Source organism: Nostoc sp. KVJ20 (assembly GCF_001712795.1).
In the GTDB taxonomy this organism is placed as follows: Bacteria; Cyanobacteriota; Cyanobacteriia; order Cyanobacteriales; family Nostocaceae; genus Nostoc.
In genome coordinates this window covers 21,264-40,346 of sequence record NZ_KV757577.1, presented here as the reverse complement: position 1 = coordinate 40,346, position 19,083 = coordinate 21,264, and the positions used below count along the sequence as shown (strand labels likewise).

Genomic DNA, 19,083 nt, shown 5'->3' with positions numbered 1-19,083 from the left:
AAAAAGCTCGCAACGTAAACTAAAAACTCAGTATATTTGAAAAAACATTTAATTAAGGTTTATATGCAATATATAAATGTATTATGAATCGTAATCTATTAAAATATTGAAGATTTGATAAAGGACTTTGTGTAACCTTGTACTTCATGGTAATTAAATAATTACAGATAGGTTAAAAGCTTAGGAAAATAACCAAAATAGTTTATCTAATTACTTAATTATTTGCGTAATCAATTAAAGGATTATTAGGAAAGGAATTATCTAATTTTGTAGAGTAACCGTACGGCTCGTTTGCAAGCAGGGCAGGCTTTTCACGTCAGCCTACAATAGGTAATTGGATATTTTTATTTAGAAGTTCCTAACCAAATTATTAATGTTTAACAACATTAGATTACGCAAATAGCAAGTAATCTACATTGAACTGATGAATAGTTCTTTGACTAAGGCTAAACTTACCCATTCGTGAAAAATTTAGGAGAGATAACATGGCATTTATTTTCGGCACTACAGGCCCTGATACAAGAAATGGGACTTCAGGAAATGACACGATAGTTGGTTGGGCTAGTGGTGGTAATGCCAATAGTACCTCCGGTAACGATACCTTAAATGGTTTGGCTGGTAACGATTCCCTCGCAGGTGGGACGGCGAACGACAGTTTAAACGGTGGAGATGGCAATGACACACTTGACGGGGGTACAGGAAACGACACTCTAGCAGGTGGTGCAGGCAGTGACATCTTCGTAGGCGCTCAGGGTAATGACAGCATTAATGGCGGAGATGGTATTGATACCGCAGATTACAGTCAACTAGGTCAAATCACCTTGTCAGGTGTCGGAACCATTCAAAAAGCTGGAGGATTTGGGCAAGACACGCTCTTTAAAGTTGAAAGGATTATTGCTAATTCCAATATTGCCAATAACACCATAGATGCATCCGCATCCTTGTCTGGGGTATCTATCACAGTTAACCTGCAAACCCAAAATTTGGCTGCTAATAACGTTCCTGGTTTAGGAACATTGCCATTTACTGTGGTCAACTTTGATAATGTCATCGGTACAAATGGAAATGACAGCATTGTTGGCGACACCCAAAATAATCAATTATCCGGTGGTAATGGTAATGACACAATTGATGGGGGTACAGGAAACGACACTCTAAAAGGTGGTGCAGGCAATGACATCTTCAAAGGCAGTCAAGGTAACGACAGCATTGATGGTGGAGATGGAACTGATACCGCAGACTATAGTCAACTAGCTCAAAGCATTACCTTGTCAGGTGTCGGAACCATTAGAAAAGCTGGAGGATTGGGGCAAGACACGCTCTTTAAAGTCGAAAGGATTATTGCTAATTCCAATATTGCCAATAACACCATAGATGCATCCGCATCCTTGTCTGGGGTATCTATCACCGTTAACCTGCAAACCCAAAATTTGGCTGCTAATAACGTTCCTAGTTTGGGAACATTATCATTTACTGCGGTCAACTTTGATAATGTCATCGGCACAAATGGAAATGACAGCATTGTTGGCGACACCCAAAATAACCAATTATCCGGTGGTAATGGTAATGACACAATTGATGGCGGCTTAGGTACTGACACTTTGAATGGGGGAGCAGGCAACGACACTTACATCATTGACACTACTCTTGATACCATTACAGAGGCTGCGAATTCAGGCACAGATACCGTCCGGTCTTCTGTCACCTACACACTAGGTGCCAATCTGGAGAACCTGACGCAAAGGGAAGGTGGCAACATCGCCGGGACAGGTAACAGCCTTAACAACTTACTTTTTGGTAATACTTCTAATAACACTCTGAATGGAAGAGCAGGCAATGACACGCTAGATGGTAATGTCGGCAATGATATCCTCAACGGTGAGGACGGCAATGATAGCCTACAAGGCGGACCCGGCAATGACTTACTCAATGGTGGGTCTGGAGACGATATCCTCATAGGTACTTTTCCTGGTAGTTTGCTTCCACCTGGATTAGGGGAAACTGATACCTTGACTGGCGGGACTGGGGTAGATAGATTTATCCTGGGAGATGCAATAAATATTTTCTACGACGATAACAACACTACGAATGCTGGTTTTGGGGACTTCGCTACTATTAATGACTTCGACTCTAGCCAAGATCGAATTGAACTTAAAGGAGCTTTAAAGGACTACCGCCTGCAAGTTGTTGGAAGTAACACACGAATATTCGTAGACAAACCGATAGCAGAGACAGATGAAATCATCGGTATTGCTCTAGGAAGAAACAATCTCAGACTTGATAGTGATGACTTCCTTTTCTTAGAGCGGGAAAATGTGGGGGAAGGTACAAACAACACACTGGACAGCGCTGAAGGGTTAGGTTCGTTATCATCAGGCTCAAATGTTAATGTTTCAGCCCAACTCACAGCAGTTCAACCAGGGGACAATCCCGATTTCGACTTTTTTACATTTTCTTTAGCAAATGCGGGAACTGTGACTATCCGTACAACACTGACATCGGGAGATACAATTCTCGGACTGTTTGACGATTTTGGAACTTTACTGCTTAGTGACGACGATAGTGGCGGTGGCAATTCGTCATTAATCAGCAGTTTCCTCGGTGCAGGTACATACTCGATTTCAGTGAGTGACTTTTCTTCCTTTCCTGAAAATGGCGGTACTTTCTCTGCTGCCACTTTTGACCCTGCTTCTTATGGGCTACAAGTGAGTTTTGGATAATTACAGCTATTTTCAGGTAAATAGACCACGCGGTAGGGGCAGAGCATTGCTCATAGGTTTCAACTTAAGTTCAAACACTTATCCCACAGGCGTTTTACTAGCCCCTTCGGGGCGGGGTTGCAGGTTCGGGAATAGGGTGTAGGCGATAATTAGCCCCAACAACCATCTTCGTTACAAGCCCCGTCTTTCACTCTGGCTTGCATTGGTCGGAGCTTGTATCCCCCGACCAATGCTGTGTCCTTTACACCCTACACCCTACTCCCACACCCTTCTTTCTGACACCAACGAGCATTGCTGTACCCCTACGACAGATGTGGTTTAAATACATGAAAACTGCTGTAAGACAAGAGACGCGATGAATTGCCGTCTCTACAATAATCAGTCTTTTGGGGAACACATTGCCGTGTTTCCCTTTTAGTAGTTTTCTTCTAACCACGCCTGAAACATCAACACATCCCACAAATAATTTTGCCAGTTTCGCTCAGATGAAAGATGTTCTGCCCATTTTTGGCGAATCGGCTGCGGATTCAAAAATCCTTGTTGCTGTAGCCGATTTTCATCTAGTAGGTTTTCGGCCCAGTCTCGTAAAGGAACGCGCAACCAACTATCAATCGGCATTCCAAAACCCATTTTGGGGCGCTCAATCAAGTTTTGAGGTACATATTTATACAAAATCTGACGCAATAGCCATTTACCCTGACCATTACGGATTTTCAGAGAAAGTGGTATGCGCCAAGCTAATTCCACTACGCGGTGATCTAAAAATGGTATTCGACTTTCTAAACTCACCGCCATGCTGGCTCGATCAACCTTGACTAGGATATCGTCTGGGAGATAATTCACTGTGTCAAGGTACATCATCTGGTGAATGAAGTCGGGTAACTGCGATAATTGTTGGCGATCGCAGTAGTTCATCAAAGGCTTTAAACTATCTACTACTAATCCTTCTCGCTCCTTCCAATGAGAAATCATTTCTGTGTACAAAGCTTGGGCATCAGGAACAGCCAAAATTTCCGCAATCCAGTGCAATTTATCCCCAGGAGTAGGTTGCTTGAGTTTAGTTGGTAGCAAGTCTTGAAAGTTAGCCAAAGCACAATTCCAAGTTTGAGGCGATAAGCTAGACAGGGTACATGAAGCAGTCTGGCGCAAGGTTGGAGGTATCCAGCCAATCTTTTGCCAAGTGCTGTCACCCCAAAAATAGCGTGTGTATCCCGCAAAGAGTTCATCGCCACCATCCCCAGAAAGGCTAACTGTTACGTCCTGTTTCGCAAGCTGGGATATTAAGAAAGTCGGAATTTGGGAACTGTCAGCGAAGGGTTCATCATAAAGTGTCGGTAGCTTTGGGATAACAGCAAGTGCATCTTTTGGGGTTACATAAAGTTCTGTATGGTCTGTACCTAAATGCTGTGCTACTGCTTTGGCATAATGTGCTTCATTGTAGCTATCTTCATCAAAACCGATGGTAAATGTTTTCACCGCTTGGCTACTTTGAGCTTGCATTAAGGCTACTACTGTGGAGGAATCAATTCCTCCTGAAAGAAAACCTCCTAGTGGCACATCTGCAACCATCCGTAGTCCGACTGCATCTTGTAATAACGCCTCCATCTGTGCAACAGCTTCCATTTCCGACCCGGTGAAGGGTTCATTAACACCCAACTCAGCAGCTTTAATTGCAGACCAGTAGGGCACTGGATTGGGATGAGTATCCACGCCGTTCCAAGTGAGGATGGTTCCCGGTGGTAACTTATAGATGCCTTCGTAGATTGAATATGGTGCAGGAACGTAGTTATTTCGGAGATAAATTGCTAAAGCATCACGGTTGATTTTTGCTTGGAAAGCGGGATGAATTTTTAAAGCTTTTAACTCGGAGCCAAATAGAAAGGTTTGACCCATCCAACCATAATAGAGAGGTTTTTCACCCAAGCGATCGCGCCCTAAATGCAAAATTCGCTCTTGACGATCCCACAAGGCAAAGGCAAACATCCCATTAAAGCGCCCAATTGCCTCATGTAATCCCCACTGACTAAAGCTAGCCAGCATCACCTCAGTATCAGAACGTCCCCGAAAATGATGGTCTAGTGATTCAAGTTGACGCTTTAACTCCAAAAAGTTATAAATTTCGCCATTAAAAACAATTACATACCGACCGTTCGCAGATATCATCGGCTGATGTCCCTCTGGCGAAAGGTCTACAATCGCCAGTCGTCGATGCCCCAAAGCCATCCCTATCTCTGCATCAACCCAACTTCCACCATTATCTGGCCCTCGATGTAAAAGTGTGTCTGACATCTGCTGAACTATGTAACACAGTTCATCAGAGTTGACTTGTCTAGAGATATTCCAAAAACCAGCAATGCCACACATGGAATTTTAGCCTTCCAATTGAGTTTTTTTGTAATAAGTCAGGATCTCTTTGGTGCTGAATTCTTAGAGGATCTTTGAAAAGTGTTTCGCTGTGACTTTAGGCACTTTTTGATCCCTCCTTTTTAAGCTACGGTGTACACACAAGTTATCGATATCACTACCAGTCCTCGAATTACCCCACCCTAACCCTCCCCTTGCAAAGGGGAGGGAACTAGATTTCTTTTTTCCCCCCTTTCCAAGGGGGGATTAAGGGGGGTAATTCGATTTGTATGTACACCGTAGCCTTAAAAAGGGGGGATCTAAAATTTTTGATACCGACAAGAGAACTTTTCAAACATACTCTGACATTTTTTTGATTTTCATGATGAATTTCCTACTTTAAATCTTTGCTCTAACTGACTCGCCGCAGTCATAGCAGCCATTAATGAGAACATGATTAGGATGTAGCGTTCTTCTAAAATATTATGGCTAAATAGCCCCCAAAGAAGAATAAAAGCAGCAAAAGCCAAGCCAATATATTTAGTTTCACCGTGGGCATCTTGTATTACTGCATATACTAATACAGGTAAAATGAAAGCACCTAAAAATCCGTGGTCTGCCATGTAGTATAAATAGATATTGTGTGTAGATATATTCATATTCCAGGTTAAAGTTGAAGCAATTCCATTACCGAAAATTGGATGCTCAGTAAACATCTGCCAAGCTAATTGAGCCACTTCCAAGCGGGAATCAGCAGAATCTTCAGAGTCAGAGGTTGAAACGTTTTGGAACCATGAAATTCTTTCAAGAGAGTTTTGATTAAAGCTCAAATTTCGTAATAGTTCTTCTGACCACTGTGAGCCTAAACTAATAATTATTGTTCCTACTCCCAACACCCAATAAAGTAATTTATTAAAATGCAGTATACGGGTGATAGTAAAAATAATAACTGTAACTAACCAGCCAAGAATAGCTCCTCTAGAAAATGTCAACAGCACCCCGATACCGATGAGAGATACGAAAGGTAAACGATATATTGGTTGCAATAGACTCACACTAAAAATCATGCCAAGTACCAATGCAGCCCCATCATTATTGGGATTTAGATAAAATCCGGCAGACCGTCCACCAGTACCTAATGAGTTAAATGCAATTGGGTTAAAAAACTCATAAATGTTGTTGAATACAGCCATTAATACTGCAATAAAAATTGCCCATCTAGTCCAGAGATGAATATTATTGTTGTTGGAAAAAGTTAGGGAAATTATTATGATAAATATCACTGACAAAATCCGCTTTCTTAATTCTTCAATAATAATTTCAGTAGGTATTGAAAATAGGATGAACCATAAAAAAGAGATAGCGAGAAAACCAATACACCAAAGAATTACAGAGTGTGGTATGTATTTTTTATTTGAAAAAAGTAACGGGGTGGAGGCAATAGCAAAGAAGATAATCCAATACAAGGGAGGTTGAGAGAAGATTCCTGATGTATACAAATAGGAATTTATTTCTGTGAAGAAAATGAAAATAGAAACTATTGCGAGGGCACATTGATAATAGAATAGTAAATCTATTTTTTTACTTAGAGATGAATTCATGAGATAGACCAAGTAAAGCGGCTTCGGTTTTAAGGGCTAATTGAGCTACTGAGAAATAGTCAATAATTCGCTGTCGAATTTTAGTGCGATCGCACCCATAAATACCAATAGTTTCTATCAGCTTTTTCATAGCATTTTTCAAAGCCTCTGGATTTTTAGGAGGTACTACTACATCGGTATCACCAACAATCCAAGCAGAATCACCTACATCTGTCACCACACAAGGTACACCGCAAGCCATCGCTTCTCCGATTACATTGGGAAATCCTTCTGTATAGGATGAAGAAACAACAATATCTAGGGCATTGTATATTGCAGGCATATCTGTACGCGCTTTTACCCAGATCACTTGATCAGAAATACCTAATTTATTAGCCAGTTCATATAACTCTCGTGCATAGTTTTCTGAACCACTACCCACACAGACGAAACGGATATCCTGTCTCTCTTCAAAGAGTAATGCTGCTGCTTTAAGAAATGTGGGATGGTCTTTCCTTATATCTAGTCGCCCCACTAAACCGATTACAATCATGTCTTGATAAATTCCCCATGAGCTTCGTATTTTTATCCGATCTTTTTGATCAGGTTTAAATAATTCGATATCAATACCATTAGGAATTACCGTCATCTTATTAGCAGGAAATCCATGAGTGAGGTAATATGCTCGACCAGCATAAGAATTAACAATAATCAGGTCAGCAAAGCGAGATAAAAGACACTCTAACTGGAAAAGCAAACTCCCTAACCAATCGTAAAAATTAGGTTCTACATTAGATGAGCGTATTCCCCAAATCATGCGGGTTGAGGGAAAAAAAGGCTTCAAGAAGATAGTGAGTAAATTCGGTATTCCAATATATCCATGCAATATATCAGGGTGGATACGTTGAAGATGCTGAACAAGATTCCAAAAGAAGCCAAATAAATGCCAGCGCCCTTTTTTCTCCAAACATATTATTGGGATTCCATTATCTTTTAAGTCTTTATCTAAAGATAGTGAGCCACTAGGATATAAGCATAAAACTGTTATATCAAAGCATTGTTTATCAAGAGTTTTTACTAGTGTTACTAATTGTCTTTCTGCTCCTCCATAGTTTAGGTCACGAATGAGGAATACAATCTTTTTTTTCATGTATTTGAAAATATAAATTAGTTACTCAATCTGGAAAACCTCTCTCTAAGAGGATGTTTTAAAAGTAGTTAGCTGTGATTTGAATCGAATTATTACCCCCCTTAATCCCCCCTTATAAAGGGGGGAAACACGAAAATCCGGTTCCCTCACGCCACATACTTCAAGTCGGCGAAGCCGCCCAACGCAGTGGCTCCCCTTTATAAGGGGAGGGTTAGGGTGGGGTAAAAAAATATTTGATACATCAATCATGACTTTTAAAACCTCTCTCTAAATCTCTCTCCTTTTAGAAGAGAGACTTTGAATTTTCCCCTTCCCGCGCCGGTTAGGGTGTTAGGTTAATCGTTAGCTTTTCCATACGTGAAAAGTCAGTAATAACTTCAGCTAAGACTTCTTCCCACATTCCCATAATTTTCTCTACGCTGAATCGTTCGATTATTTCTGGCGCACGAGCAGCTAAAGATTTCCGTTCTTCTTCACTAGACATCAGTCGTTCCATTGCTGCGGCTAATGCTGACACATCTTCATTTGGAACCAAGATGCCATCTATGCCATCACGAATAATCTCTCGTGGGCCACTGGGACAATCTGTAGAGATGACTGGTAATCCAGATGCCATCGCTTCGCAGAGGGCATTAGGAAAACCCTCAAAGCGGGAAGACATAATAAAAATCTCCGCTTGCTGCAAAAAATCATAGTTATTTTTCACCATTCCAGGGAAATAAACGCGATCGCTCAATCCAAGTTGGTTACGCAAAGATTCCAAGTCTGGGCGTAGTTTACCGTCTCCCAAAATTGTCAAAGTCCATTCTGGATAACGATCCTTCAGTTGTGCAAAGGCTTGCAGCAGTAGATCAAAGCCTTTCTCTGGGACAAAGCGTCCCATCGCAACGAGCGATCGCTCTCTTAAAACTTTGTCCGATGATTGTTTTTCTATCGGTGGTAATACAACCATATTAGGGATAATACAGCTATTATTTTGTAGCTTTAATGGAAAACAATCTCTTGCTCTTTTAGTTTGAAAAACAATCCGATCTGCAAATGGATAAGTCTGTTGTCGTAGTTGTTTCCAAGCCCCACCTAAATAACTTTTTATTGGATTACTACGTTCAGATATCACCACTGGTATATTCAACCATCGCGTTGTTAATAAAGTAATCGCATTAATTTTAGACATGAAACTAATCACAACATCCGGATTGCTATTAATAATTGCATTTCGTAATGTTCCGATGCGGTTCAAATTATTATAGATACCTATAATCGCATTGGGAGATTTGCTAGCGATGCCTAACGGAGTGTACAGAACACGACTATCTAAATCAAATTGGGGTATTTTATTGTCATCAAATGTCAATATAGTAATTTGCCATCCCTTAGCTGCCCAGTAATTTGCCATGATTGACATGACACGTTCCGCGCCACCATAAGTTAGTGAATAAATAATCAGTGTTAGTCTCATTTTTAGATAAGATATTTTAGGAATAGTGGATTTTTTTCAATTCACAGAATAATCTATTAGTTTTTTATTGGCAAAATAGGTTAAGAAGAAGAATGAGAAAATATAAACACAAGCAGTAGATAAAGCGATACCTGTAACACCCAGCCATTGCATAAACACATAATTCAGAAAAATATTTATGGTTAAGTTACAAGCAGACCCCCACATCAATATATGATTTAATTGCATTGCAGAAATTAACCTAACAGCCAAAATTCCTGCGACATAAAAAGGTATTTGTAAGGCAAAGGAATTTTGGGTTTGAGCTACTAATTGAGTATCGTTAGCTGTAAACGAACCTCTTTGAAAGAGTATCTGGACTATAGACTCAGAAAATATAAACAAGAATGCTGCCAGTAAAGTAGTCGTGACAAAAATGATTTGCATATATCGTTTAAGTGTGCGACGTGTACCTATCCAATCCTTAGAAGCTACCATTTTGGAAAAATAGGGAATCACAGCAGTACTTAATGCTGTGGTAGCTAAAGATATCGGGAAGGCAATGAGCTTGTTACCGTAACTCAGCGCTGCTACACTACCAGGCGACAGCATTGCTGCCATAGATTGATCTACTAGATTTGTGCTACACATCAAAAAACCGCCTGCAATCATTGGTAAATACTGGCTAACAACCTGACGTAGATGAGTATCAAACCCATACCATTTGGGAAGCCATGAAATGCCTTGTCGGTGCAATGCTGCTCCTAAAAGAGTTATTTCTACTGCTGCACCGCAGACTAACCCCGCTGCTAAAGCGAAAATACCCCAAGATTTGAGCATTAAGAGCAATAAGACGCTAATAGTTGGAGTGATAATAGGTGACAAAGCTGCTAGAGCAAAACGCTCTCCTGCGTTCAATACAGCGCTCCAGATGATAATAATCCCACTTAAGAGAACAAAAGGTGCGATCGCACAGAGCAGATGAAAAGTCATATCTAACTTTTCGGGACTGAACCCAGCAGCAATATATGGTAAATACACATGTGCGCTAGCTACCATGACTATTGTCGTGATTCCTAACAGTCCCAAACCGCTAATTGTGGCTCCAGAGAAAAGCCTTTGGGCTACTTTTATACCTTCCTGCTCTCTTACTTGCATATAGACGGGTATAAGAGCAGTATTAAAAGAACCAGCAACGACATTAATGATAAAAGAAGGAACTAACAAGGCAATTAAAAATGCATCTAAGTCGTCTCCAGTACCAAATCTTTGAGCCACCACCAATTCTTTAGCTACAGCAGCAACTTTCACCAATGCTGTTAATAAACCAACTATCATCGCTGCACCAAAAATTTGGCGATTGATAGAGCCGCTTGTTAGTTGCTTCCAGTAATCAACTAAGCTTTGCAAACGCCACATTTTCATACCGTATGGGCAAGAATTGATAATTATTAAATCCAAAATCCAAAATCCAAAATCTAAAATCTAAAATTCAATAAGCGTGGTAATGATAATTGAGATAAACTCATATAAATTTTCAACAAATGTAAATATAGTTTACCCTTTATTGTGATGCCATTAATACAGTTAAAATTCTTGACAATTTCTCCACCAAATTTTTCTTTAAACTGATTAATACCTAATTTCTCCTGATCTGTGCTTCCGGTATACCAGCCTCCAAAATCATAAACGGAAATTCCTAAATTTTTAAATCTCACTATATCTTGCCAGTGATGGTAACGATTCGCTCGTCCTAAAATCGATTGATAGGAAGTATCATCACTATTTTTAAGTGAAGCAGAATGCAAAAGGCGAACTCTATTATGACTACGATAATAAACGTGCCAAATTAAAGATTCTCCATTTTGTAACTTGATCCGGGAAATATCAATTGCACCCGCGTTTACACGATTTTGTAGCTGATTTTTATTAATTTTAGATAACCCCTTCTGGGAAGCAAATGAATCATAAAAATCAGAAAATTCGTTGATAATATCAGAGTTTATATGCTCAAAACACTCATAAACAACCTGGTCTTTTTGCTCCGCTCGACGAATCTTATATCTATCATTACTACTAATACTTTCCCATAGTTCATCCTGACTTTTACTGAGGTCAATTAATCTTGTATGAAATTCATCAGACTGACCACCTTTAATCGGTTGTATCCATTGTCTGTAATGGAGTACGTCCACATTACTTAATTCTGGTGGATCTTCATCAAACCAGACTTCTCCCACTGAAAAAATAAATTTCTTTGTGACAATCAACATCTCTTGTTTCCTCACTTGATGATGAAAATTCAACTCATTAATAAAGTAATAATTATTAATTATTAACCTTGAAACGAGCATTTATCCGTTTTTGCAAAATTGCTAATATTGAATTTTGTTTGATAACTAATCTATCTCGCTTTCCATCCACACATGCTATCCATTTATTTGTGCCAATTTTGTGAGGATCAATATGGTGCATACCTATTTGATTCCAACCCATTCCACTTGCTTTGATAACTGGATTTCCTTTAACTGCTTTCTCTTGATAACTTGTCGTTGTCAGTTCAGTGATTTCAAATGCTCGAACTTTATTCCCATAAATACGCTCACAATCCTGGGTATATCTAATAATTTTGTCATCGAGTACTACAACTCTACCGGCTGGTCTTGTGTTGTTTTTATTTCCCTCAATAACAGGACTTTTAGGATGCTCAATCCAGCCACCTGTCAAATCTTGAGAATAATAAAGACGCAAAATATTCCGGTCTTCTGATGTTGCAGTCAATAGCCACCACAGATTATTGTATTGAAAAATACTAGGGTCTACAAAATCATTTTTATCAAGTAAGGTTTTAATAAACGTCCATTTTTTCGGGAAATTACTTGCTTTATATAAACGAATAGAATCGGCTTCAGAAGTTTCTGGAATCATATAGTATTCGTTTTGGAATTTGAACACGTATGGATAAGATAAGTGAAACGGTTCATCAAGTACAATTTGTTGGTAATTCCATTTATATGCATCGTTGCTAGTTGCTAATCCGATTACTCCTTTATTTTGGAAACTATTTAGTACTTCAAAAAACATATACCAAATGCCATCCTCACAAACCATAAATGGGTCAGCAACAAAGTTAGCAGGGACATCTGTTATATCCTTAGCAGTCAAAACTGGATTACTGATTTTTTCTGGACAAGCAAAATCAAAAAGAGATTCACCTGTATAGATTCCAATTGACCAATCACTTCTTCTTGTGACAAAAGTCTTGGCTATATTTTTAATTCCAGTCAAATATCTATCGTTAACTCTAGAGAATTTATCCAATGCTTGTAATCTACTATTAGTTTGATAGTTTTTGTACATATTTATTCTTCTACCTTCCATTTTAAATTTGTCATTGTTGTACCCTATTTACGGTTTTACCTGTGCCAGTATTCTGACAGAAGTATTGCTGGTAATATTTGCTGCTGCATAACTTTCTAAGTGTTTTGGTTTATATCCTGGCACTAGTTCTTCAAGCAAACGCAGAATAAAACTCGTATCGTTTTTAGCTGCTGCTTGACATAAAGTCGCTACAGTAATAGACAAATTTTCTGGAATCATCTTACTAGCATTTTTGACTACTAACAGTTTTTCGTGTTGGGTTGGTTCATATTCTTCTCCAGGAATAAATAATTCCTCAAATAACTTTTCACCTGGACGTAAACCAGTAAATACAATCTCAATATCTTGGTTAACTTCGTATCCTGAAAGGCGAATTAGTTCTTTAGCTAAGTCAACAATTTTCACAGGTTTACCCATATTCAACATTAAGACTTCACCACCACGACCAAGTACAGTAGCCTGCAAAACTAGTTGAACGGCCTCTGGAATTGTCATGAAATAACGACGAATCTCTGGATGGGTAACGGTTACTGGGCCACCTGCTGCAATTTGTTTTTTAAAGGTGGGAACTACACTACCCCGACTACCTAAAACGTTGCCAAAGCGCACCGTAACATAAGGCTTACCACTTTCTCTTGCGGCTTGCAGCACTAACATTTCAGCGACTCTCTTACTAGCACCCATAACATTAGTAGGATTAACTGCTTTGTCTGTAGAAATCATCACGAAATGTTTCACATCATATTGCAGTGATAGTTCTAGTAAATTTTTTGTCCCCATGACATTGTTGGTGATTGCTTCTACTGGATTTAATTCCATTAGTGGGACGTGTTTATGAGCCGCAGCATGAAAAATTACATCAGGTTGGAATAGCTCGAATGCATGTTCTAATCGAGACTTAAAGCGAATATCTGCAATAAAAGTTGAAATACGAGGAGTGTCTCTTGAAGATTTACCCTCATTTTCGATAACTTGAATAAGTTGTTCTAGTTCTTGTTGGATATTGAACACAGAATTTTCTCCATGTCCTACAAGGATCATTTCAGCAGGATTGCATTTAAAAATTTGGCGGCAAAGTTCGCTACCAATTGATCCACCTGAGCCTGTGATCAATACTGTTTTACCCTTGAGAAATTGAGCAACTTGATCAATATCTATTTGTACAGGTTCTCGTCTGAGTAAATCTTCAATTCGTACATCCCGAATACTGTCAACTCGCACACGACCATTGAGGATTTCATGAATGCCTGGTAAAGTGCTAGTTTGAGTTCCAGTTGCTTTGCAAATATCTAGAATTTCCCGAATGACTCTACCTGTAACTGTAGGCATTGCAATGATAACTTTATGAATTTTGAGAGATTTTAAAACATCAGGAATTTGATAGCGATCGCCTACTACAGGAATGCCACGTATATATGCGCGAAACTTGTGCGGGTCATCGTCAATAAAAGCAACAGGATGAAACCCTAATTGAGGATTTCTTTGCATTTCTTGTACAAGAGAAACGCCAGCATTGCCAGCACCAACTATTAACACACGGTCTTGTGGCTTAAATACTGTATGTTGTTGGCTGATTCTTTCTACAATCCTAATACTGAAACGCAACCCACCAATAAAAATACATGAAAGCAAACCATCGATTAATGGTAGTGATTGTGGTAGCGTATCTAATCCTAAATACGGTATAAATCGCATAGCATCAAAGAATACAGCTTGAACTATTACCGCAATACCTATTAGAACAGTTATGTATAGAAGCTCCTCAATACTGGCATAGCGCCAGTAAAGTCTATAAAAACCAAAATTCCACAATACAGTTAGTTTGACTGCTAAAAAAAGTATTGTTGCAATTCCTAGTCTTGCCTTATATTCTTGGATAGAAAAATTGCCATTTAAGCATAGATTGAGAGCAAAAAAGGCTGTAAATGAAAAAACAATAGTATCAAAAAGAAACAAATGTTTGTTTTTTAAATCTAGCAATTTCGTCAACAAGCCGCTAATTAATTTTTGAGGTAGCCAGTGAGACACAAATAATAAGCAATCCATGTATGTAAAATCCTCTCAGATAATTTAAATAATCATCTCAAGCAAGTAGAAAAATTCCAATTTTTTTGGGTCAGTAAATATAGTCAATTAACGCCATTTAAAGAATGTTGCCACTATCAATTTTACCTATATAGATACTCGTTTTAGGGAATTGCAACATCTCAGCAATTGACTAAATTGACATTAGACTATTAATGTCTATAAATAGTCTCTATAAATCAATACAGTTTAGCGAGTGATTATTTATTCTATCCTTGCAAAGATGTTGCACATAGCTTGCTTCCGTATTCATTTATTCAATGAGTTTTTTGGCTCAAAATAGATACTTCTAACTATTTCAATTCAATATTTTAAATCAGCCAATAGCTATGCTCACGACTATTAACAATAGTAGCTATTGTTAATGTTTTATCCTTCAAAGCGGTTCCAGATTGAATTTGCATAATTAGGGCGGACAAGATGCCCACACAAGAGTTATATAAATTTTAGATATGCAAACTAAATGTGGTTTAGCTTATTAACTTTGTAGCAGTTTTTTATTAGTCGCGTCATGCCAATTTGGCGTAACTTATGCATATAAAAAGACATAACCACAGATGCTTAACTGTAGGCTAGTAGTTATTGTTACTTCTCTATTGATTTAAACTTGCAAAAGTCCCTGATCCCCCTTAAAAAGGCTGGCTCTAATTCCCTTGAATTCTTCTTCAATTTTTTCAGTTCTCAAAGCAGAAGTCATAGTAACAATTGCCACTATGACTTCTACTGCGTTTGATTTATGTGCTTGCTGTTGAGTATTTCTGAGTCTTGATTTAAATTCCCAACTAAACCTTTGCTTCCAAAGATTTGAGTAACTCGGTATTCACGCCCGACTCACGAGTTAGGGCAATTTTGCCTGTGCGGGCGATTTCTTTCAAACCAAATTTTTGCAACACCTGCACGATCGCTACCATTTTACCTGGATCTCCCACAACTTCTAAGGTGAGAGAATCTTCCGCCACGTCCACGACTCGCGCCCGGAAAATCTGAGACAGTTCGATCACTTCTGAGCGATTGCTGCTACTAGCATTGACTTTCAAAAGCATCAATTCCCTCTCGACGCAAGGAGTTTCGGTAATGTCCTGTACTTTTAGGACATTGACTAACTTGTACAGTTGCTTGGTGAGTTGCTCGATAACGCGATCGTCACCAGGGACTACCATCGTAATTCGGGAGACTCCTCCTTGTTCAGCAGGGCCAACAGCAAGGCTTTCAATATTAAAGCCGCGACGTGCAAATAAACCAGAAATGCGGGAAAGAACACCCGCCTCATCTTCTACAAGAACCGAAAGAGTATGTTTCATCTTCGCCAACAGAGGCTAGAGCAGGAATTGAGTAACGCAGACACTAGCTAAGGGCTACGCTAGAGGTACTACCGCACTAAATTGTTAGTGCGACCTTCTATTTTAAACTTAATGGTTGCACTCATTGCATTCTTTAAAGATAAATTGGACAGAAATCATACTCCAAGCATGAATTGAATGGAATGTATATCTTTTCATTGGCAGATGCCGAGCTTCTGTAAAACTTTTATACTTACGTTTGATGAGTCTTTAATTAGGAGAAAAGTTTATATGAGTTGGTTAAAAAGACTGTTTGGAATGGAAAAACCTCAAAATGCACAAGTAAATCCGACTGCACAGGCCATACCGCAAGCTCCAAGTACTAGCGTTTCACCTACTGCTACTCAATCTATACCCCCAGAACGTCTGGGATTAAACGGAGAATACGACCAAAGTGGGTTGGCAAAGCGGGTAGCGTTGGCATTTGATGAAGATCCCCAACTCGATGATGTTAATACCCTTTGGGTAGCTCAAACAGGTAGCACTGTAGTGTTGAAAGGTAAAGTTCCTAGTCAAGAAATTCTTAATAAGATGGTTTCTGTGGCTAATTCTGTGCATGGAACTACAGATGTTGACACTAACCAAGCCACGATTGGCTAGATGTCAAAGAATTTAAAGGTATTAGTGATGCGATCAATGCGATCGCTCCCACTGCATAATATTTAGGGAATATTAGAGAATAACCAATGGTTGGCGATCAGCCAACCCATCTCTCAATCCAATCCAAAATCGCTTGGTTAACTTGTTCTGGACATTCATCATGGGGACAATGCCCTACATCCTCTAGATTCAGCACTTCCAGTTTCTCGTTGTACTGGGCAAATTGGCTAGCAAGGGCTGGCGGAACAAACCGATCTTTTTGTCCCCAAATTAACAGCATCGGAATTGTTAAGGTTGGTAACACTGTCTTGACACTGGGACTAAAATTAATTCCGATCGCAGCTTTGAACAAAGCACTAAATGCCCTAGCGGAACCCCGGTCTTGGGGAGGCCCTGCTAAAATTTCGATCAGTTCATCGGTAATCGCCTCTGGATTAGCGTAGGCAAGACTAGCCCAACGGCGCAGCACCCCAGGACGGCGGACGAAGTTAAACACAGGTTTAAGTATTAACGGCGAAGCGACAACATTTTTAATTGCTCTGACAAGTGGGCGTAGTACAGGAGGAATTGCTTCTTGTTCTAAAGACGGGTCTGGTAAACTCATCATCACCATACCCCCCACCATATCAGGATGGGCAGCAGCGGCGGCCATAGAAATCAGTGAACCGTTGGAATTGCCTATTAATATTGCTGGTTGACGGATAAATGTTTTCCAGAAATCATAAACTTGCTCTACCCAGAGTTCAATACTGTAATTAGCTGCGGCTTTTTCAGAAGCGCCAAAACCCAGCATATCGATGGCGTAAACTGTGTGATGCTCACCCAACACCTCTAAATTATGTCGCCAATGACCAATGGAAGCACCAAAGCCATGTAACAGAATTAGAGGTGTTGTATTGTGGTGATTTTGGCTAGGGCGAATGTAAGTGTAGCGGGTTTGCCAGCCGTGCCAAATCCAATCTCTTTGATTACCAACTCGTTCCTGCCAGTGTACTGTAGTGGTCACACTTACCTCCGATTTATCAGCGTTGAAATCCCATTATAAGAATTGGGGATTGGGGATTGGGGATTGGGCATTGGGCATTGGGCATTGGGCATTGGGAATTGGGCGGGGTGTAGAGGGGAAAACTCTTGAACCTATTCCCCATGCCCCATGCCCCATTCCCCATTCCCTATTTACTTAACAAATTGCGGCATAATTTCAGCTGCGGTAAATATTCCATAGATGCCGCGTTGGTGCAATTGTCTACCAGCTTTGAGATAGCCGAAAGCAGGGCCGCAGACATTTGCTGCCATGCTGGTTTCATCTCCAAGAGTAAAAGTATGGGTAGAAATCTTCCCTTCAAAGGTACGTCCTGTTACCTTCACATTGGTGCTGAGGGGCTTTTTGGGATTGCGGGTATCGACTACACCACCAACTGTAACGCGATCGCGCCCCACTATCCCTGCCACTTCTAACATCACATCATCAGCATGTTCCATATTTGTCAATGTCAGCACGCCATTAGTTTTATCTAGTAGTGCTTCTACTTCCGCGTCAGTCATCGCCCTAGCAGTTTCCACTGTGTAACCAGGCATGTGGCCGATGTCCTCTCGAACAGTGGCGCGGTAAGCTTCCCAGTTAGCAATTCCCACCCCAAAGGTAATTTCAACTTGATGAATTTCGGCGTAGCTTTGGGCGGCTAAAGCTGCTGCTGCTGTTAGTAGTCCAGGTGTAGCACCACATCCTGTCATGTAGGTAATCCCAGCGGCTTGCAGTTCCTCTTTCATCGCGAGGAGTTGTTCTACAGCAGTGGTGCGTTTAATCGCATCTACTAATACCCCACGCCAACCAGATTTGATAAACTGCTTGGCTACAGTGGGAATAAAGTCATTAGGTAGGTTGGGTAAAGCCAAAAAATACCCATCTACAGGTTGAGCTATTTCGATTAAATCCTGAATACTTTGATTTGTTAATGTCCCAACTGGCTCTAAATAACCCACCGAACCTTCGGATTGATAGGTTGCAATGGATTTTTCAGTATTTAAACCGTCAGCAGCATAAGCGTAGCCTTTTTGATCTGCTGCTGCGACTAAAATCATTTCCCGTTTGCCAGCAACTACCTTGGCGGCTGCTTGTCCGAGTCCGCCGAAACCCAGTACTCCCACGCGTATCGCTGGTGAAATATTTAGAGAATTTTTGATTTGTTCAGAATTCATAGTCAATTCGTTAAGTTGAATCAAAAGCCTTTGGCATTCTGCATCTCAGCTTCCGGCTTTTAACTGGTGGCTGATCGCTGATAGCTCAAAGCTATAGAGATTAATTATGATTCATTATCCTGGGTTCTTTGGCTTGATATTGCAGATATTTATCTGTTTCCTGCCGCGACCAGACAGGTCTTGGCCCCAACTGAGGTAAAATCGGCGTTGCATATTTGCAGGATGATTTTGCTAGTTTTGTGGGATG

At 40.0% G+C, this 19,083-nt stretch carries 14 protein-coding genes; 3 read left to right on the top strand and 11 right to left on the bottom strand.

Going from position 1 to position 19,083, the window contains the following annotated elements; translation table 11 throughout:
* Positions 1–485 precede the first annotated feature (485 nt).
* Positions 486–2,720 (top strand): beta strand repeat-containing protein, encoded by a 2,235-nt coding sequence (locus A4S05_RS07460; RefSeq protein ID WP_069069191.1) that lies wholly within the window; start codon positions 486–488, stop codon positions 2,718–2,720.
* A 414-nt stretch (positions 2,721–3,134) separates the two neighbouring features.
* Here the strand turns inward: A4S05_RS07460 and asnB are convergent, their stop codons facing one another.
* From asnB to ilvN, 9 genes are all read right to left on the bottom strand, one after another.
* Entirely contained in the window at positions 3,135–5,084 is a 1,950-nt protein-coding gene (gene asnB, locus A4S05_RS07455; RefSeq protein ID WP_084227022.1) for an asparagine synthase (glutamine-hydrolyzing), read from the bottom strand.
* A 359-nt stretch (positions 5,085–5,443) separates the two neighbouring features.
* Entirely contained in the window at positions 5,444–6,664 is a 1,221-nt protein-coding gene (locus tag A4S05_RS07450; protein ID WP_084227021.1) for an O-antigen ligase family protein, read from the bottom strand.
* The gene (locus tag A4S05_RS07440) at positions 6,645–7,793 is read right to left on the bottom strand and encodes a glycosyltransferase (protein WP_069069188.1); all 1,149 of its coding nucleotides are present in this window, start codon (positions 7,791–7,793) and stop codon (positions 6,645–6,647) included. Before A4S05_RS07440 ends, A4S05_RS07450 begins: the two co-directional genes overlap by 20 nt.
* A 322-nt stretch (positions 7,794–8,115) precedes the next feature.
* Complete coding sequence (locus A4S05_RS07435; RefSeq protein ID WP_069069187.1) at positions 8,116–9,252, bottom strand: glycosyltransferase family 4 protein; 1,137 nt, start codon at positions 9,250–9,252, stop codon at positions 8,116–8,118.
* A 36-nt stretch (positions 9,253–9,288) separates the two neighbouring features.
* A complete protein-coding gene (gene murJ / locus A4S05_RS07430; protein WP_256090854.1) occupies positions 9,289–10,650 on the bottom strand; it encodes a murein biosynthesis integral membrane protein MurJ in 1,362 nt (453 codons plus the stop codon).
* 59 nt (positions 10,651–10,709) lie between these two features.
* Positions 10,710–11,504 carry a hypothetical protein gene (locus A4S05_RS07425; RefSeq protein WP_069069195.1) on the bottom strand — a complete coding sequence of 265 codons (795 nt, stop codon included), beginning with the start codon at positions 11,502–11,504 and terminating at the stop codon, positions 10,710–10,712.
* 55 nt (positions 11,505–11,559) lie between these two features.
* The gene (locus tag A4S05_RS07420; protein ID WP_141699668.1) at positions 11,560–12,612 is read right to left on the bottom strand and encodes a glucosamine inositolphosphorylceramide transferase family protein; all 1,053 of its coding nucleotides are present in this window, start codon (positions 12,610–12,612) and stop codon (positions 11,560–11,562) included.
* 27 nt (positions 12,613–12,639) lie between these two features.
* Positions 12,640–14,658, bottom strand: coding sequence for a polysaccharide biosynthesis protein (locus tag A4S05_RS07415; protein WP_069069185.1), 2,019 nt, complete (start codon positions 14,656–14,658; stop codon positions 12,640–12,642).
* Between the two features lie 821 nt (positions 14,659–15,479).
* The gene (gene ilvN, locus A4S05_RS07410) at positions 15,480–15,998 is read right to left on the bottom strand and encodes an acetolactate synthase small subunit (RefSeq protein ID WP_069069184.1); all 519 of its coding nucleotides are present in this window, start codon (positions 15,996–15,998) and stop codon (positions 15,480–15,482) included.
* Between the two features lie 270 nt (positions 15,999–16,268).
* Between ilvN and A4S05_RS07405 the strand changes: the two genes are divergently transcribed.
* Complete coding sequence (locus A4S05_RS07405) at positions 16,269–16,637, top strand: BON domain-containing protein (RefSeq protein ID WP_069069183.1); 369 nt, start codon at positions 16,269–16,271, stop codon at positions 16,635–16,637.
* Positions 16,638–16,734: 97 nt separating this feature from the next.
* Here A4S05_RS07405 and A4S05_RS07400 read toward each other — a convergent pair whose 3' ends face one another.
* A complete protein-coding gene (locus A4S05_RS07400; RefSeq protein WP_069069182.1) occupies positions 16,735–17,643 on the bottom strand; it encodes an alpha/beta fold hydrolase in 909 nt (302 codons plus the stop codon).
* Here A4S05_RS07400 and A4S05_RS38630 point away from each other — a divergent pair.
* A complete protein-coding gene (locus A4S05_RS38630; RefSeq protein ID WP_084227019.1) occupies positions 17,636–17,821 on the top strand; it encodes a hypothetical protein in 186 nt (61 codons plus the stop codon). The two genes, A4S05_RS07400 and A4S05_RS38630, sit on opposite strands and share 8 nt — an antisense overlap.
* Here the strand turns inward: A4S05_RS38630 and A4S05_RS07395 are convergent.
* Positions 17,814–18,836, bottom strand: coding sequence for a (S)-8-amino-7-oxononanoate synthase BioU (locus A4S05_RS07395; protein WP_069069193.1), 1,023 nt, complete (start codon positions 18,834–18,836; stop codon positions 17,814–17,816). The two genes, A4S05_RS38630 and A4S05_RS07395, sit on opposite strands and share 8 nt — an antisense overlap.
* Positions 18,837–19,083 lie beyond the last annotated feature (247 nt).

Excerpts from the sequence above, each read along its gene's own strand:
- A4S05_RS07425 (WP_069069195.1), bottom strand. The coding sequence starts at position 11,504 with ATGTTGATTGTCACAAAGAAATTTATTTTTTCAGTGGGAGAAGTCTGG.
- A4S05_RS07395 (WP_069069193.1), bottom strand. The coding sequence starts at position 18,836 with ATGAATTCTGAACAAATCAAAAATTCTCTAAATATTTCACCAGCGATA.
- asnB (WP_084227022.1), bottom strand. The coding sequence starts at position 5,084 with ATGTGTGGCATTGCTGGTTTTTGGAATATCTCTAGACAAGTCAACTCT.
- A4S05_RS07415 (WP_069069185.1), bottom strand. The coding sequence starts at position 14,658 with ATGGATTGCTTATTATTTGTGTCTCACTGGCTACCTCAAAAATTAATT.
- ilvN (WP_069069184.1), bottom strand. The coding sequence starts at position 15,998 with ATGAAACATACTCTTTCGGTTCTTGTAGAAGATGAGGCGGGTGTTCTT.
- A4S05_RS07420 (WP_141699668.1), bottom strand. The coding sequence starts at position 12,612 with ATGGAAGGTAGAAGAATAAATATGTACAAAAACTATCAAACTAATAGT.
- murJ (WP_256090854.1), bottom strand. The coding sequence starts at position 10,650 with ATGTGGCGTTTGCAAAGCTTAGTTGATTACTGGAAGCAACTAACAAGC.
- A4S05_RS07435 (WP_069069187.1), bottom strand. The coding sequence starts at position 9,252 with ATGAGACTAACACTGATTATTTATTCACTAACTTATGGTGGCGCGGAA.
- A4S05_RS07460 (WP_069069191.1), top strand. The coding sequence starts at position 486 with ATGGCATTTATTTTCGGCACTACAGGCCCTGATACAAGAAATGGGACT.
- A4S05_RS07450 (WP_084227021.1), bottom strand. The coding sequence starts at position 6,664 with ATGAATTCATCTCTAAGTAAAAAAATAGATTTACTATTCTATTATCAA.
- A4S05_RS07440 (WP_069069188.1), bottom strand. The coding sequence starts at position 7,793 with ATGAAAAAAAAGATTGTATTCCTCATTCGTGACCTAAACTATGGAGGA.
- A4S05_RS07405 (WP_069069183.1), top strand. The coding sequence starts at position 16,269 with ATGAGTTGGTTAAAAAGACTGTTTGGAATGGAAAAACCTCAAAATGCA.